13 protein-coding genes are annotated in these 15625 nt (G+C 61.1%); 11 read left to right on the top strand and 2 right to left on the bottom strand.

Annotated features, from left to right (window positions below):
• Window positions 1-12 precede the first annotated feature (12 nt).
• From plsX to ffh, 6 genes are all read left to right on the top strand, one after another.
• Window positions 13-1032 carry a phosphate acyltransferase PlsX gene (plsX, locus tag DWW12_RS01025; protein WP_117854569.1) on the top strand — a complete coding sequence of 340 codons (1020 nt, stop codon included), beginning with the start codon at window positions 13-15 and terminating at the stop codon, window positions 1030-1032.
• A 124-nt stretch (window positions 1033-1156) separates the two neighbouring features.
• Window positions 1157-1399, top strand: coding sequence for an acyl carrier protein (locus DWW12_RS01030; protein ID WP_055309519.1), 243 nt, complete (start codon window positions 1157-1159; stop codon window positions 1397-1399).
• A 3-nt stretch (window positions 1400-1402) separates the two neighbouring features.
• Window positions 1403-2128 carry a ribonuclease III gene (gene rnc, locus DWW12_RS01035; RefSeq protein ID WP_117765703.1) on the top strand — a complete coding sequence of 242 codons (726 nt, stop codon included), beginning with the start codon at window positions 1403-1405 and terminating at the stop codon, window positions 2126-2128.
• Between the two features lie 10 nt (window positions 2129-2138).
• On the top strand, window positions 2139-5675 hold the full coding sequence (gene smc, locus DWW12_RS01040; protein WP_117854571.1) for a chromosome segregation protein SMC: 3537 nt from the start codon (window positions 2139-2141) through the stop codon (window positions 5673-5675).
• The gene (ftsY, locus tag DWW12_RS01045; RefSeq protein ID WP_117629291.1) at window positions 5675-6592 is read left to right on the top strand and encodes a signal recognition particle-docking protein FtsY; all 918 of its coding nucleotides are present in this window, start codon (window positions 5675-5677) and stop codon (window positions 6590-6592) included. The genes smc and ftsY overlap by 1 nt, the downstream gene beginning before the upstream one ends.
• Window positions 6593-6602: 10 nt before the next feature.
• The gene (gene ffh / locus DWW12_RS01050; protein WP_117854573.1) at window positions 6603-8078 is read left to right on the top strand and encodes a signal recognition particle protein; all 1476 of its coding nucleotides are present in this window, start codon (window positions 6603-6605) and stop codon (window positions 8076-8078) included.
• A gap of 120 nt (window positions 8079-8198) precedes the next feature.
• Here the strand turns inward: ffh and DWW12_RS01055 are convergent, their stop codons facing one another.
• Window positions 8199-8963: a DUF134 domain-containing protein gene (locus DWW12_RS01055; protein ID WP_117854574.1), complete on the bottom strand. Its 765-nt coding sequence runs from the start codon at window positions 8961-8963 to the stop codon at window positions 8199-8201.
• 166 nt (window positions 8964-9129) lie between these two features.
• Here DWW12_RS01055 and thyA point away from each other — a divergent pair, with 166 nt between their 5' ends.
• From thyA to DWW12_RS01075, 4 genes are all read left to right on the top strand, one after another.
• Window positions 9130-9978 (top strand): thymidylate synthase, encoded by an 849-nt coding sequence (gene thyA / locus DWW12_RS01060; protein ID WP_089571709.1) that lies wholly within the window; start codon window positions 9130-9132, stop codon window positions 9976-9978.
• 9 nt (window positions 9979-9987) lie between these two features.
• Window positions 9988-10506 carry a dihydrofolate reductase gene (locus DWW12_RS01065; protein WP_117639324.1) on the top strand — a complete coding sequence of 173 codons (519 nt, stop codon included), beginning with the start codon at window positions 9988-9990 and terminating at the stop codon, window positions 10504-10506.
• A 109-nt stretch (window positions 10507-10615) separates the two neighbouring features.
• Complete coding sequence (locus DWW12_RS01070) at window positions 10616-11530, top strand: RNA methyltransferase (protein WP_117854576.1); 915 nt, start codon at window positions 10616-10618, stop codon at window positions 11528-11530.
• Between the two features lie 125 nt (window positions 11531-11655).
• Entirely contained in the window at window positions 11656-13005 is a 1350-nt protein-coding gene (locus DWW12_RS01075) for an MATE family efflux transporter (RefSeq protein WP_117854578.1), read from the top strand.
• A gap of 86 nt (window positions 13006-13091) precedes the next feature.
• On the opposite strand, the gene DWW12_RS01080 is transcribed toward DWW12_RS01075, so the two are convergent.
• Window positions 13092-13577, bottom strand: a complete 486-nt coding sequence (locus DWW12_RS01080) for a cob(I)yrinic acid a,c-diamide adenosyltransferase (RefSeq protein ID WP_117854579.1) — start codon at window positions 13575-13577, stop codon at window positions 13092-13094.
• 92 nt (window positions 13578-13669) lie between these two features.
• Here DWW12_RS01080 and ftsH point away from each other — a divergent pair, with 92 nt between their 5' ends.
• Complete coding sequence (gene ftsH, locus DWW12_RS01085; RefSeq protein WP_199570616.1) at window positions 13670-15562, top strand: ATP-dependent zinc metalloprotease FtsH; 1893 nt, start codon at window positions 13670-13672, stop codon at window positions 15560-15562.
• The last annotated feature ends 63 nt before the right edge of the window (window positions 15563-15625 follow it).

A 15625-nucleotide genomic window follows, 5' to 3' on the forward strand; every position in this document is an offset into this window, starting at 1 on the left:
AGGAGTATGTATATGAGTAACGTTCGCGTTTGTGTAGACGTTGTGGGCGGAGACGAGAAACCTCAGGTTGTTCTCGATGGTATCGAGGCAGCACTTGCCGCCGATTCCGATATCGAGGTCTTGGCAGCTGGCCCCGCTGAAATCGTTAATCCCTTTGCTGCTTCCCATGCACGTGTTGAGGCCCTTGAGGCACCCGACGTTATCGCCATGGATGACGATCCCATTCGCGCCGTGATGACCAAGCGTAAATCGTCGATCGTGTTGTCGTGCCGCGCCATCAAGAAGGGAAATGCGGACGCGTTCTTCTCTGCCGGCTCGACCGGTGCCATGACTGCTGCCGCCACCGCCTATGTGACGCCGTTTAGATATATGGCCGAAGGCAAGAAGCAGCCGGTACGTCCCTGTCTGACCAATGCGCTACCCAATCGCGCCGGCGGTCTGACGGTGCTGTGCGATATGGGCGCCAACCCCGATGTTGAGGTGGACGATATGGTGCGCTTTGCGCAGATGGGCAGCGCCTATGCCCGCGTCGTCTTGGGCGTTGAGCATCCTCGCGTAGGTCTGCTCGCCAATGGCACCGAGGACGAGAAGGGCTCCAACTTTACCAAGGCCTGCTTCCCGGCCATGAAAGCCGCCGTTCCCGGCTTTGTGGGTAACTGCGAAGGCACCGATCTTACGTCGGGCAATTTTGACGTCGTGGTCGCCGACGGCATGTCGGGCAATATTGCGCTCAAGGCCACCGAGGGCGCTGCCAAGTTTTTGCTGCAGGAGCTCAAGGGCGCCTTTATGGCCTCGCTCGGCACCAAGATCGCCGCGCTGCTCATCAAAAAGCAGATGCGCGGGATTAAGGCTAAGCTCTCTGGTGATGCCAAGGGCGGCGCGATTCTTTTGGGCCTGCGTGGCGTGGTCCTAATCGGCCATGGCGCCACCTCGGTCGATGCTGTTAAAAACGGTACGCTCGCGGCGGCCGAAGCCGTGCGCGCGGGGCTGGTCGAGAACGTCGCCAACTCCATGGACGGCATCGTTTTGTAAGAGCGAGTTAGAGCGCTGTTATGTGCCTCGCGGCCTGCTTCGTGGGGTAGAATCAGAACCGTGTCTTGGTACCGCCCGGGCGGTACCATTCTTTTGGTATTCATGCACTATGAGAGGAAGCGCTATGGACCGCTCCGAAATCTTCGACAAGATCGCCGAGGTCGCTGCTGACGTTCTGGGCGTCGATGTTGCCGAAATTAGCGATGAGACCACCTTTGACGATCTCGATGCCAACTCGCTCGAGCGCCTGCAGCTGGTTACGGCTATCGAGGACGAGTTCAACCTCGAGATCGATGACGAGACTCTGCTCTCGCTCAACTCTGTCGCCGACGCCGTCGACGCGATCGAAAACGCCAGGGAGGCCTAGGTCTTGGCTTTGTCTGAACGACTTACGCGTGCCCAGGAAATCCTGGGCCACGAGTTCAATAATAAGGTGCTTCTGCGCGCGGCGCTTACGCATCCCTCGGCAGTCGAGGGCCAGCCGGTTTCTGCCAGCTATGAGCGCCTTGAGTTCTTGGGCGATTCCATTTTGGGCGCCGTCGTCGCCCGTTCGCTCTTTGAGTCCTATCCGGAGTTTGACGAGGGCAAGCTCACGCGCCTGAAGGTGTCGCTTGTCTCGGGCGCTACGCTATCCGAGGTGTCGCATGAGCTGGGCATCGACGACATCATCATATTTGGTGCCTCCGAGACCGGTACCGGCGCGCGCGGCCTGCACTCGGCGCTCGAGAACGTCTACGAGTCGCTCGTGGGTGCGCTGTACCTGGATGCCGGCTGGGATGTTGCGGCGGACTTTATCCATCGTACGCTCAAACCGCACCTGGCCTCCGAGCGTGCCGAGCACCCTGCGAACCCCAAGTCGTTCTTGCAGGAGTGCGTGCAGGCAGACGGCCATGAGCCTCCCGCGTATAAGCTGGTCGGCTCCGAGGGCCCCGCGCATGCGCCCACCTTTACCGCTGTGGTGCTCATCGACGGTATTCGCCAGGGTCGCGGCTCCGGCTCCTCAAAGAAGGAAGCCGAGGGAGCCGCTGCACTCGAGGCACTTGACCGCATGGGCTACACCACCAACGGCGTGATTCTCAACAAGAAGCCTGTTTAAGCGAGGAACCGTGTATCTCAAGTCCCTCACGCTCAAAGGGTTCAAGTCGTTTGCCGACCGCGCCCATATGACGTTTGAGCCGGGCCTGACCGTCATCGTCGGCCCCAACGGCTCGGGAAAATCGAACATCTCTGACTCGATTCTGTGGGTCCTGGGCGAGCAGAGCGCCAAGCAGCTGCGCGGCCAGGCCATGGAGGATGTCATCTTCTCGGGCTCGTCAGCGCGCAAGCCGGTGGGTGTCGCCGAGGTCACGCTGGTGCTCGATAACTCGGACCATATGCTGCCCGTCGACTTTGACGAGGTCGCCATCACCCGTCGTATGTATCGCTCGGGCGAAAGCGAGTACCTCATCAACTCGAGTCCGTGCCGCCTGATGGACATTCAGGACATCCTGCACGATTCGGGCTTGGGCAAGGATACGCATTCCATCATCAGCCAGGGCAAGCTCGACGCCATTTTGCAGAGCCGCCCCGAGGAGCGCCGCGCCCTCATCGAGGAGGCCGCCGGCATCTCCAAGCACAAGCGCCGCAAGGAGCGTGCGCTCAAAAAGATTAAGTCGATGGACGAACACCTGACGCGTGCCCGCGACATCAATAAGGAAATTGCCCGTCAGCTGCGACCGCTGGAGCGTCAGGTCGATCGTGCGCGCAAGTACAAAGAGCTGTCCTCGCGCGCGAACGAGCTTACGCAGATGCTAGCCGTCGACGAGCTGCGTTCGCTGCAGTCGCAGTGGAACGACCTGGAGAGCCGCTCCAAGGAAGGCGCCGCCGAGCTGGAGCTTGCGCAGTACCGCATGGGCGAAAAGGAGCGCGAGCTCGAGAAGCTCCAGGTCATGCTCGAGGAAAAGGGCCTGTTTGTGGGCGATCTGGGCGAGCAGCGCCGCCATATGCAAGATGTGGTCGGTCGCATTAACTCCGATATGCGTCTGCTCGAGGAAAAGGGCCACAACATGGTGTCGCGCCTGTCCGACATGCGCGGGCAGATTTCGAGCTCCGAGCATCAGCGTCGTCGCGTGGTAGAGGAGCTCGAGGATGCACGTGCGCAGCTTGAGGAAGTGACCGGCGCGCACATGCAGGCCCAGGAGGACGTTGACGCCGCCGGACCTGCCGCCGCCGAGCTCCACGAGCGTCGCGTTGCGCTCGACAATCAGATTTCGCAGCTTACGCGTGAGCAACGCGATGTGCAGCGTGTGGCCGATAACGCGGCGCTCGAACTCGCCAAGGTGAAGGACTCGCTGAGCAACGCCGAGGTCGAGGACAACATGTACGCCTCACGCCTGGAGCAGATCGACGAGCAGCTCGAGGAAGTCACGGCCTCACTCGAGAGCCGTCGCGACCGCGCCGAGGAGCTCGACAGTGCACTTGATCAGGCCCGTCAAGCTCAGTTTGATGCTCGCGAGGCTACCGAGGTCGCCCGTGCAGCCCTTAAGGACCTGCGTGCCCGCGAGAGCGAGGCGCGCAACAAACTGTCCGAGGTGCGCTCGGAGCTTGCCAGCCAAAAGAAGCTCGATGCCCGCATGGCTGACAGCTCGCCGCTGGTGAGCCGTCTGATGGGTGCGCTGGGCGACGATGTCTCGGGTCGTCTGGGCGACGTGCTCGAGGCCCCGCGTGAGCTTGAGGGCCTGGTTGAGCAATTGCTCGCCGGTGATATCGATGCGCTGCTGTTCGACGATGCGTCCGCGCTTGAGCGTGCCGGTCGTGCCGCTCTGGACCAGAAGAAGGCCTCGGGCGAGGCGCTGCTGGTCGCGCGCGGTGTGAGCGCCTCTGCTGCCGCTAAGGGCGCTGCCGGTTCCCGCCTGGTCGATCGCCTGTCCGTACGCGCCGGCTATGGCCCGGTTGTCGAGGCGCTGCTCGGCGGCTATTACGTTGTCGACGACTTGGCGGCTGCGCTGTCGGCGCCGGTCGTTGACGGCGTGACTTACGTGACCCCCGATGGCGCCCGCGTCGCCTGCGGCGGCCTGGTGCGTGTGGGGCTCGACGCCGGCGAGGCTTCGGGTGCTTTGGAGCGCAAGCGTCGCATTCGCGAGCTGGAGGGTCTGGAACCCGATCTGGCTGCTGTGTTTGATCATGTGTCGGATCAGGTCGTCGAGGCCAATGCGGCCGTCGAAGAGGCGCGTGCCGCTGAGGGCGATGCCGCCGGCGAGATCGCCCGTCTTGAGGGCGAGCGCCGCTCGCTGCTCTCCGAGATTGGCCGCCTGGAGCAAAGCGCCAACAACGCCGAGGTCGAGCGCGTGCGCATCTCCAAGCGCCGCGAGCAGGCCGCCGAGGCCGTTCGCGCTGCGCGTCCGCGCGTGGACGAGCTCACCCGCTCGCGTGACGAGGCCCGAGCGCAGGCAAGCGATCTTGGCCTTCAGATTGCCGAAGCCAACGACGAACTCGACCGCGTTCGCCGTGACGATTCCGAGGCCGCCGGCAAGCTCGCCGACGCTAAGGTGCGCCTTGCTCAGACGAGCGAGCGCCTTCGTTCGCTGAGGGGCCGCGTGCCCGATCTTGAGCATCGTCTGGAGGGTATCGATCGTCGTATCCGCGGGACTCGTCAGGCCTCGCGCTCGCTCGAGCTGCTGCGCCTTCGCGTCGATCCCATGCACGAGCGCTATTCGGCCCTGCTGGAGCGCGCGTCGGATTGGGCAGCGCGTCTGCGTGACCAGGCCTCTCTGGAGGAGGCGGACTCCGCTTCGCTCAAGAAGACCATCGAGGATGCCAAGGCAGAGGTTGCCCGCGCTAAGGAGAAGGTCGATACCGCCACCGCCACGCAAAACGAATTTAAGGTCGCGCGTGGCAAGCTCGAGGTGCAGGTAGAGGCCGCCATTAAGGCCATTACCGCCGATGGCAACACGGTACTCGAGGAAGCGCTTATGCTTCCTGCGCCCACGGACCGCGACGCCGCCGAGCGCGAGCTCAACCAGCTTGTGCGCCAGATCAACAACCTTGGTCCCGTGAACCAAGTTGCCATGGAGGAGTACGAGCAGCTCAAGCGCCGCGCTGACTACATCGAGGAGCAGCTGGCCGATCTGGAGAGCGCGCGTAAGGCGCTCACCAAGATCACGGTGGCCATTGATCGCAAGATGCGCAAGGCGTTTCTGGTGACGTTTGAGAAGGTCGACGCGAACTTCCGCGAGATCTTCGCTATGCTGTTCCCGGGTGGCCAGGCTCATCTGGAGATGACCGATCCCGAGCATCCGGCCGAGACGGGTATCGAGGTCGTGGCGCAGCCGCGCGGCAAGCGCATCACCAAGATGATGCTCATGTCGGGTGGCGAGAAGAGCCTGACGGCGCTCGCCCTGCTCTTTGCCGTGTATCGCACGCGCACGGTGCCGTTCTATGTGCTGGACGAGGTCGAGGCCGCGCTCGACGACGCCAACCTGTCCAAGCTCATCGGCGCCCTCGATGTGCTGCGTTCCGATACGCAGCTCTTGGTAATCTCGCATCAGCGCCGTACTATGGAGGATGCTGACGTTCTCTACGGTGTCTCGATGCAAGCCGACGGCGTCAGTCGCGTCGTCTCGCAAAAACTCGATCGCGAAACCGGAAAGGTCGTGAATGCATAATGGGATTCTTTGACGCTCTCTCGCGCGGACTTGAGCGCAGCCGCGAGGCCCTCAACGAGGTCTTCTACTTTGGCGGCGAGGTCGACGAGGACTTTTGGGAGGACCTTGAGGACACCCTCGTTATGGGTGACATGGGTGCCGAGGTCGCTATTCAGGTCTCCGATGACCTGCGCGATGCCGCAGCCAAGAAGAACCTCAAGACCGCACCGCAGCTTCGTCGCGCTCTGGCCGAGCAGCTTGAGCAGCACTTTGTGCCCATCGAGCGCGATCCGTTCTCCGATACGCCGAGCTGCGTGCTGTTTGTGGGCATCAACGGTGCCGGCAAGACCACGACGGTCGGCAAGATTGCGAGCGCCATGGCTTCCCGCGGCAAGAATGTCGTGATCGGTTCGGCCGATACCTTCCGCGCCGCCGCCATCGAGCAGCTCGATGTGTGGGGCCAGCGCGCCGGTGTTCCCGTCATCAAGCGCGACCGCGGCTCCGACCCGGCGAGCGTTTGTTACGACGTGCTCGACGAGGCCGACAGGCGCGGCAGCGACCTGGTGCTTATCGACACCGCCGGTCGTCTGCATACGAGCCCCGAGCTCATGCGCGAGCTCGCCAAGGTGGTCAACGTGACGCGTAAGCGCGCCGCCAATATGGCCGCCGGTCCCATGCCGGTCTCGGTCGTGCTTGTGATCGATGCCGCCACCGGCCAGAACGGTCTGAACCAGGCGCTCGAGTTTAACGAGGCGCTGGGCCTGGACGGTATTATCATGACTAAGCTGGACGGCACGGCTAAGGGCGGTATCGCCATGGCCGTGGCCGAGAAGCTCAAGCTCCCGATCCTGCGCATCGGCGTGGGCGAGCAGGTCGATGACCTGCAGGAGTTTAACGCCAAAGATTTCTGCCGCGCCCTGGTGGGCGAGTCCAACTAAGGAGTGACTAGTGTTTGATTCTCTGAGCGATCGCCTCAATGACACATTTGACCGCCTGCGTGGCAAGGGTAAGCTGACCGAGGCCGACATCACCTCGGCCATGCGCGACATTCGCATGGCGTTGCTCGAGGCCGACGTCAACTTTAAGGTTGTCAAGGAGTTCGTCGCCAAGACCAAGGAGCGTTGCATGACCGCCGAGGTCATGGAGTCGCTGTCGCCGGCGCAAAACGTCGTCAAGATCGTGCTCGACGAGCTTACCGAGATGCTTGGCTCAACCGAGAGCAAGCTCGTCTTTAGCAACCGCATTCCCAATGTCATCATGCTCGTGGGTCTGCAGGGCTCCGGTAAGACCACGGCGGCCGTAAAGCTTGCCTACCTGCTCAAGAAGCAGGGCCGCTCCCCGCTGCTCGCCGCGTGCGACGTCTACCGTCCCGCCGCTGCCGACCAGCTGGCCACGCTCGGTGGCGAGATCGGCGTGCCGGTCTTCCGCGGTGACGGAGCGCACCCGATCGACATCGCAAAGGGCGCCATCCAGGAGGCCGTCGACCACCTGCGTGACGTGGTCATTGTCGATACCGCCGGTCGTCTGCAGATCGACGAGCAGATGATGCAGGAGGCAGTCGACATCAAGAAGGCCGTCAAGCCCGACCAGGTGCTGATGGTCGTCGATGCCATGACCGGCCAGGATATCGTCAACGTCGTCTCGACCTTTGCCGAGCGCACCGACTTTGACGGCGTGATCATCTCCAAGCTCGACGGTGACGCCCGTGGCGGTGGCGCACTTTCGGTGCGCCAGGTGACCGGCAAGCCCATCAAGTTTGTGAGCATGGGCGAGAAGCCCGATTCGCTTGAGCCGTTCTATCCCGATCGCATGGCCAAGCGCATCTTGGGCATGGGCGATGTTGTCGGCATCATCGAGAAGGCCCAGGAGGCGGCTGACGCCGAGCAGCTCGAGGCTGCCGAGCGTATGCTGCGCGAGGGCTTTACCATGAACGACATGCTCGACCAGATGAAGGCCGTCAAAAAGATGGGCGGCATGAAGGGTATCCTGGGCATGCTCCCCGGTGGCCAGCGCGCGCTCAACCAGATGGGCGGTAACCTGGACGAGGGCATCTTCGACAAGAACGAGGCCATCATCATGTCGATGACCAAGGAGGAGCGCCTGCGTCCCTCCATCATCAACGGCCAGCGTCGCGCGCGTATCGCCAAGGGCGCCGGTGTGACCCCCACCGAGGTCAATGGCCTTATGAAGCAGTGGGGCGAGATGAACAAGATGATGGGCCGCATGCGCACGATGGCCAATCAGGCACAGGCCGGCGGCAAGAAGGGCAAAAAGGGAAAGAAGGGCAAGAAGATGCGCATGCCCAATATCCCTGGCCTGGACGCTATGGGTCTGGGCGGCATGGGCGGCCTGGGTACGGGCGGTCCCAAGTCCGATATGGAGCTGCTGCGCCAGATGGAAGCGCAGATGCGCAATAAGAAATAGGGCTGTAATTCCAGCTTGATATGGCAAAGGCCACTCGGAAGCTACCGGGTGGCCTTTGTTGTTGGCTTTGATTGTTGGATTGCGTTCAGCGTCGCGCCCCGAGCTCGCGGTGCCGTGCCGTTAGTGGCAGCCGCAGCCCTCGTGGCCCTCGTGCTCGTGATGGCCGTGGCAGCTGCAGGACTCGCCATGTTCGTGGGCGTGGTCGTGGTCATGGCCGTGGCAGCCGCACGTGGCCTCGCCGTTCTGTGCGAGCGTGCCGGCGATAAGGGCCGCGACGCAAGCGTCGCAGCTGCCCTGGGCACCTGCGTATACCGTGATGCCGGCTTGGACAAGCGCGTTGATGGCGCCTCCACCGATGCCGCCGCAGACGAGCGTGTCCACGCCGCCGTTGGCGAGCAGGCCCGCAAGGGCACCGTGGCCGGTGCCGCCGGTGCCCACGACCTGCTCGTTGAGTACCTTGCCGTCCTGAATGTCGTAGATCTTGAACTGCTCGCTCCGGCCAAAGTGCATAAAGATGTTGCCGTTGTCGTACGTCGTTGCCACCCTCATGGTGTCGACCTCCTTTGCTGGCCATGCGGCCGTTGTCGTGGTGATGGGGGAGTATGCGATATTGCCGCCTTCGATGATGAGCGCGCGTCCATTGACCAGCGCGTTTGCCACCTTGCGATGTGCGCGGCTGCAGATTGCCGCCACCGTGGCGCGGGCAATGCCCATGTGCTGGGCGACATCCTCCTGATTGAGTCCTTCCAGGTCGCAGAGGCGCAGGACCTCGAGTTCGTCGATCGTCATATCGATGGCGTCTCCGCTGGCTAGGCCGTCAGGGGTAAAGCCGCGATATTCGGGGATGATCCCGACGCGGCGCAATTTTTCGCGTCTTCCTGCCATACACTCTCCATATCTGACATATGTCAACAATAGAATAACGACCGCGCAGATTTACGCAAGGAATTTCTGGCATATGCCAGAAAATGAAGGCATATGTTTGGGCTGTGGGGCTGCATGTGCCTGGGATACAATGAATCTCGCTTATAGGCGACTGACAGGAGGGTCAATGAGCAAGGCTGATCAACAGTTTGTAGCCATGTGCCGCGATATTCTGGACCATGGCACCACGACCGAAGGACAAAAGGTCCGTCCGGTGTGGGAGGATGGCACCCCTGCCTATACCATTAAAAACTTTGGCGTTACGGCGCGCTATGACCTGCGTGAGGAGTTTCCGGCTCTTACCCTGCGTCGTACGGCCCTCAAATCTGCCATGGATGAGATCCTATGGATCTATCAAAAGAAGTCCAATAACGTGCATGACCTCAACAGCCATATTTGGGATGAGTGGGCTGACGAGACCGGCTCCATCGGTAAGGCCTACGGGTATCAGATTGGGCAAAAGAGCCATTATGCCGAGGGCGATTTCGACCAGATGGACCGCGTTCTGTACGACCTTAAGAACACGCCGTACAGCCGCCGCATTATGACGAATACCTATGTGTTTAGCGATTTGTCCGAGATGCACCTGTATCCGTGCGCCTACAGCGTGACGTATAACGTGACGCAGCGCCCGCAGGATGACAAACCGACGCTCAACATGATTCTCAACCAGCGCAGCCAGGACATTTTGGCCGCGAACAACTGGAATGTGTGCCAGTACGCCATCTTGCTGATGATGGTCGCGCAATCGGTCGATATGATTCCCGGCGAGCTGCTACATGTGATTGCCGATGCCCACATTTACGACCGTCATGTCGATATCGTCCGCGAGCTTATCGAGCGTCCGCAGTTTGCCGCGCCCAAGGTAACGCTTAACCCCGATGTGCATGACTTCTATGCGTTTACGACCGACGACCTGATCGTCGAGGGTTATGAGCACGGCCCGCAGGTCAAGAACATCCCCATTGCGGTGTAGGTGACGCGCATGACGTGTAAGCTTTCTGCCATTGTCGCCGTGTGCGATGACTGGGGCATTGGGTGCGAGGGCGACATGGTGGTGTCCAATCGCGCCGACATGCGCCATTTTGTGGCGTGCACCAAAGGGTGCCCGGTTATTATGGGACGCAAGACCCTGCTGAGTTTTCCCGGTGGGCGTCCGCTCAAGAACCGCCGCAATATCGTGCTCACGCGTGACGAGAGCTTTGCTGCCGAGGGCGTCGACGTGGTGCATAGCGTCGACGAAGCGCTCGCCGTGGTTGCCGATGAGCCCGTTGCGTGGGTGATCGGCGGTGGCGAGGTGTATCGTCAGTTTTTGCCGTGCTGCGTGGAGGCCGAGGTCACGCATAACCACTGCGTCCATCCCGTGGACACGTACTTTCCCGACTTGGACGCCGATCCCGCGTGGGAGATTGCGCGGCGTGGCGGGGTTGCCACGATTGCCTCGGGCGAGGGTGACGAGGGTCTCGATTATGAGTTCGTGACGTATCGTCGCGTTGAGGCATAAATCGCCTGGCGTGAACGGTATCATCGGGTTGATTGAATGCATGGGGCGGCGCTTAGCGTCGCCTCGTTTGGTATAGATGTGCTGTAAAGAAGGGTGCGGGCTGGCTGCTATGACTGATGCCGTTGAGGTGCTGCGAATCGATTCGCTCGAGGACGAGCGGCTCGATGCCTACGTGCGACTGACCGAGCGTGAGCTTCGCTGCGTGCTGGAGCCGCAGAAGGGCATTTTTATCGCCGAGAGCGCCAAGGTCATCGAGCGTGCGGTTCGCGCCGGATACGAGCCGGTGAGCTTTCTTTTGGGCGAACGCTGGCTCGATCAGATGATGCCGCTGTTTGAGCGCCTGGTTGTGCGCGAGGGCGCGGGTCCGGTTCCTGTGTTCGTTGCCTCCATGGAGCTCATGGAGCAGCTGACGGGTTTTAACGTGACGCGCGGTGCGCTCGCGGCATTCCGTCGTCCACGCCAGATTCCGGTAGCCGAGTTCTTGAGTGGCGTCGTCGAGGCGGCGGGTGAGCGCCCGGTGCGCGTGTGCGTGCTCGAGGGCATTGTCGACCACACCAATGTCGGCGCGATTTTCCGCTCGGCGGCTGCGCTGAACGTCGATGGCATTTTGGTGAGCCCCACTTGCTGTGACCCGCTGTACCGTCGCTCGGCCCGCGTGAGCATGGGCACGGTGTTCCAGGTGCCCTGGACGCGCATTGGCAGCGAGGCGCGCGTATGGCCGCATGATGGGCTGGCGGCGCTGCACGATGCCGGCTTTTCGTGTGCCGCCATGGCGTTGACGGATGATTCGGTGTCGCTGGACGATCCCGTGCTGCAGGAGATTGACCGCCTAGCGATCTTTATGGGTACCGAGGGTGCCGGCTTGGGCACCAAGACCATTGCCGGCTGCGACCGAGCCGCGCGCATTCCGATGGCGCACGGGGTCGATTCACTCAACGTTGCCGCTGCGAGTGCCGTCGCCTTTTGGCAACTGTGCCCGCATGTGAGCAACGAGTACCACTACCAGCGGGGGCTGTATCACTAGGCAGATATTTCGCACCGGGCTCTGGTTCGGGACGTTTCGGCCGACGTCGGTCGGTGCTAAGCTGGTTTTGGCTTTCGTTTTAAAGTGCCGTTTTGTTGTTTGACGTACGCTGGTGGGGAGGGCGTGTGGCTAAGAAATCTACGGCTATCGATGTAACGCAGGGCGTTATTTGGCAGCAGCTGCTGTCGCTGTGCGTCCCCATCTTCTTTAGTTCGTTCTTTCAGCAGGCATACACGCTTATCGGTACCTATATCGTCGGTCAGTTTGGCGGCAAGCTCGCGCTGGGTGGCATTCAGGCCACGATGGTGCTTACGGAGCTCTGCATTGGTTTTTGCGTCGGTGTTGGTGCTGGATGTGCCGTTATTACCGGCCAGTTTTTTGGTCAGCACGATGACGAGCGCTTGAGCCGATCGGTCCATACGGCCATGACGCTCGCGCTGGTGGGCGGCATTGTCATTTCCATTCTGGGCATGGTGTTTGTCGAGCCGATGCTTGTGCTGATGAATACACCGCATGAGCTGCTGGCCGAGGGTGTGGCGTATGCCCGTTGCTACTTTGCCGCCATGTTTGCGGCGCTGCTGCTCAATATGGGGACGGCGTTGTTGCGCGCCGTGGGCGACACGCGCGGTCCGGCGGTCATTATTGCCTCCGGCTGCTTCGTCAACGTGGCGCTCGACATTCTCTTTGTCGCCGTGCTGCACATGGAAGCGCTGGGCTGCGGCATCGCGGTGGCGCTGACTATCTGCACCAATGCCACGATGATTGTGATCCGCATGATGCGCGCTCCGGGGGCGTGGCGGTTGTCGCTATCCAAACTCGGTATCGATCGCGGCATTTGCAAGAGCATGCTTTCGTGCGGTTTGCCGCTGGGCGTTCAGTCTGCGGCGTATTCGATCTCCAACGTTTTGATTCAGGTGTCGGTCAACTCGTTTGGAGCCGATGTTACGACCGCTTGGGGTCTTTCCGGTCGCCTGGACGGCATTATCTGGATGGTGACCGAGGCGCTTGGTGTGTCGATTACTACGTTCTCGGCGCAGAACTTTGGTGCGCGCAATTACGATCGCATGCGAAAGGGATACCACACGTCGCTCGTGCTGTCGTTTGTGCTTATCGGTGGCCTGTCTGCCGTGCTGCTGGTATTCTCGGGCCCGCTTTCGCGTCTGTTTATCGACGATGTCGCAATTTCGGCCTACACCACGACGATTCTTCATTTCATCGCGCCGTTCTACGCGATCTTCTCGATTATCGAAAACGCGTCCGGCTCCATCCGTGGCGCTGGCGTGAGCTTCCAGCCTATGATGCTCACGATATTCGGCACGGTCGTGCTCCGCGTGGCGTGGGTGTTCTCGATTATGCCGCTCGACCCCTCGCTCGAGCATCTGCTGCTGGTCTACCCCGTAACCTGGGTAATAACCGCCACGATGTTCACCATCTACCACCACAGCGGCAACTGGCTAGGCCGCGCCACTGCCTAATGATCCCTGGGGGGACGGAGGAAAACGGCTCATTGCTCTCCGTCGTGATGTCGATGATCCGTTTCCCTTCGTCCCCTTCGGATCAATTAGTATTCGATGCCTTGGCGGGCCAGGAGGCCTTCGTCGAAGTAGTGTTTGACGAGGTGCATTTCGGTGACCAGGTCGGCGAGGTCCGCGATGGGCAGCAGGCCGCGGCCGGTCAGTATGAGCTCTGTGGTGTCGGGTTTCATCGCGATCAGTTCCTCGACATCCTCGCGCGTCACGAAGCCGCGGCGCATGGCCTCGCCGAGTTCGTCCAAAATCAGAACGTCGACCTGTGAGATCTGCTTGCGTGCGAGCTCCATGATCTGTGCGGCGCAAGCCTCGGGCGTGTCGCGGTCGGCCTGTACAATTCGTAGCCCTAGGCGTGGTGCCGCATCATGCTCGGCGCAGTGCAGCTTCTTGGCAAACTGAAGCATGAGCACGTTAAGTCCATAGCCCGTGGCGCGCAGCGCGAGCCCCAGCGCAGCCGTCGTCTTGCCCTTGCCGTCGCCCGTATAGATCTGAACCTTGCCGACTTCGAGTGATGCCATCTCTATTCTTTCGTGCCCGGCGTCGGTTTATCGCCGGCCGGGTTGGGTATTCTAGTTAGCATTATCAACCCCAGTAGATGGAGTTCAAGCAGATGGAGATGGATGACAACAAACGTAGACGGAATATGATCCTCTACGTGCTCATCGCCTTCGTCGTCTACCTCGTGCTCTCGACCGTTCTGTTCCCCAACATCGGTCACACGCAGCAGATTACGAAGACCGATTATTCGACGTTTGTCAAAGCGCTCGATAAGAAGAGTGTCGACAAGGTCGAGTACAACACGGACGATTACTCGATTTATTACACCAAGAAGGGCGAGGACGAGAACATCGCCTACAAGACGACCGGCGTGCCGAGTGACACGGGCTTTACCGATCGCGTGCTCGAGGCCGGCGCCTCGCTGGAGTCGGTGGTTCCCGATAAGAACTCGGGCCTGATGACTTACTACTTGCTCACGCTCGTCCTTCCCATGGCGATTTTCTTCCTCATCGGCTGGTGGCTCAACCGCCGTATGAAGAAGGCCATGGGCGATGACGGCCCGTCCATGAATTTTGGTGGCGGCGGCTTTGGCGGCGGCGGTCTGGGTAAGTCCGGTGCGCGCGTTATCGCCTCCAAGGATGTTGGCGTGACCTTTAAGGATGTTGCTGGTCAGGAAGAGGCCAAGGAATCCCTGAAGGAGGTCGTCGACTTTCTGGAGAAGCCGCAGCGCTATGAGGAAATCGGCGCCAAGCTGCCGCGCGGTGCTCTTCTCGTGGGCCCTCCTGGCACTGGTAAGACCCTGCTTGCCAAGGCTGTTGCCGGCGAGGCGGGCGTACCGTTCTTTAGCATTTCGGGCTCTGAGTTCGTCGAGATGTTCGTCGGCCGTGGCGCCGCCAAGGTGCGCGACCTGTTTAAGCAGGCTAAGGAAAAGGCCCCCTGTATCGTATTTATCGATGAGATTGATACCATCGGCAAAAAGCGTGACGGTGGCGGCTTTAGCGGCAACGACGAGCGTGAGCAAACGCTCAACCAGCTGCTGACCGAGATGGATGGCTTCGACAACCACAAGGGTATCGTCGTCCTCGCTGCCACCAACCGTCCTGACAGCCTCGATCCCGCTCTGCTGCGCCCCGGTCGTTTTGACCGCCGCATCCCCGTTGAGCTGCCCGACCTGACCGGCCGCAAGAACATCCTCGAGCTTCACGCCAAGAGTGTGAAGACCGAGCCGCCGATCGATCTGACCGCGATTGCCCGCGCCACGCCCGGAGCCTCGGGCGCCGACCTGGCCAATATCATCAACGAGGGCGCCCTGCGCGCCGTTCGCGAGGGTCGCAAGCGTGCAACCCAGGACGACTTCGAGGAGTCGGTGGAGGTCGTCATCGCCGGCCAGCAGCGTAAGTCCACGGTGCTGTCCGATCACGAGAAACAGGTCGTGTCCTATCACGAGATCGGCCATGCCATCGTTGCCGCCCGCCAGAAGGGTTCTGCGCCGGTTACGAAGATCACCATCGTGCCGCGTACGAGCGGTGCTCTGGGCTACACCATGCAGGTCGAGGAGGACGAGCGCTTCTTGACCACGCGCCAGGAGGTGCTCGACAAGCTCGCTGTCTACTGCGGCGGACGTGCTGCCGAGGAGCTCATCTTTGGTGAGATGACGACTGGCGCGGCCAATGATATCGAGCAGGCCACCAAGCTCGCCCGCAACATGGTGACGCGCTTTGGTATGTCGGAAGAGTTTGGCATGATGGCGCTCGGTACCGTTCAGAATGCCTACCTCAACCAGGACACGTCGCTCACCTGTGCCCCCGGTACGGCCGAGCGCGTCGACGCGATCGTCGCCAAGCTGATCGAGGACGCACATGACCGCGCCCTGAAGATCCTCAAGGAGAACAAGTTTAAGCTCCATGAGCTGGCTCGTTATCTGTACAAGAAGGAGACGATCACGGGCGAGGAGTTCATGAATCTCCTCACGCGCGAGAATCCGCTGATGCCAAAGCAGCAGTAAGGCTGGTTGCACAACGTCGAACGCCCCATTTGAGTTTCTATCTCAAATGGGGCGTTTTGTTTG

The sequence above is a fragment of the Collinsella sp. AF14-35 genome, from assembly GCF_003464565.1.
Taxonomy (GTDB): Bacteria; Actinomycetota; Coriobacteriia; order Coriobacteriales; family Coriobacteriaceae; genus Collinsella.

Excerpts from the sequence above, each read along its gene's own strand:
- DWW12_RS01065 (WP_117639324.1), top strand. The coding sequence starts at position 9,988 with ATGACGTGTAAGCTTTCTGCCATTGTCGCCGTGTGCGATGACTGGGGC.
- thyA (WP_089571709.1), top strand. The coding sequence starts at position 9,130 with ATGAGCAAGGCTGATCAACAGTTTGTAGCCATGTGCCGCGATATTCTG.
- ftsH (WP_199570616.1), top strand. The coding sequence starts at position 13,670 with ATGGAGATGGATGACAACAAACGTAGACGGAATATGATCCTCTACGTG.
- DWW12_RS01055 (WP_117854574.1), bottom strand. The coding sequence starts at position 8,963 with ATGGCAGGAAGACGCGAAAAATTGCGCCGCGTCGGGATCATCCCCGAA.
- DWW12_RS01080 (WP_117854579.1), bottom strand. The coding sequence starts at position 13,577 with ATGGCATCACTCGAAGTCGGCAAGGTTCAGATCTATACGGGCGACGGC.
- DWW12_RS01030 (WP_055309519.1), top strand. The coding sequence starts at position 1,157 with ATGGACCGCTCCGAAATCTTCGACAAGATCGCCGAGGTCGCTGCTGAC.
- plsX (WP_117854569.1), top strand. The coding sequence starts at position 13 with ATGAGTAACGTTCGCGTTTGTGTAGACGTTGTGGGCGGAGACGAGAAA.
- ftsY (WP_117629291.1), top strand. The coding sequence starts at position 5,675 with ATGGGATTCTTTGACGCTCTCTCGCGCGGACTTGAGCGCAGCCGCGAG.
- DWW12_RS01070 (WP_117854576.1), top strand. The coding sequence starts at position 10,616 with ATGACTGATGCCGTTGAGGTGCTGCGAATCGATTCGCTCGAGGACGAG.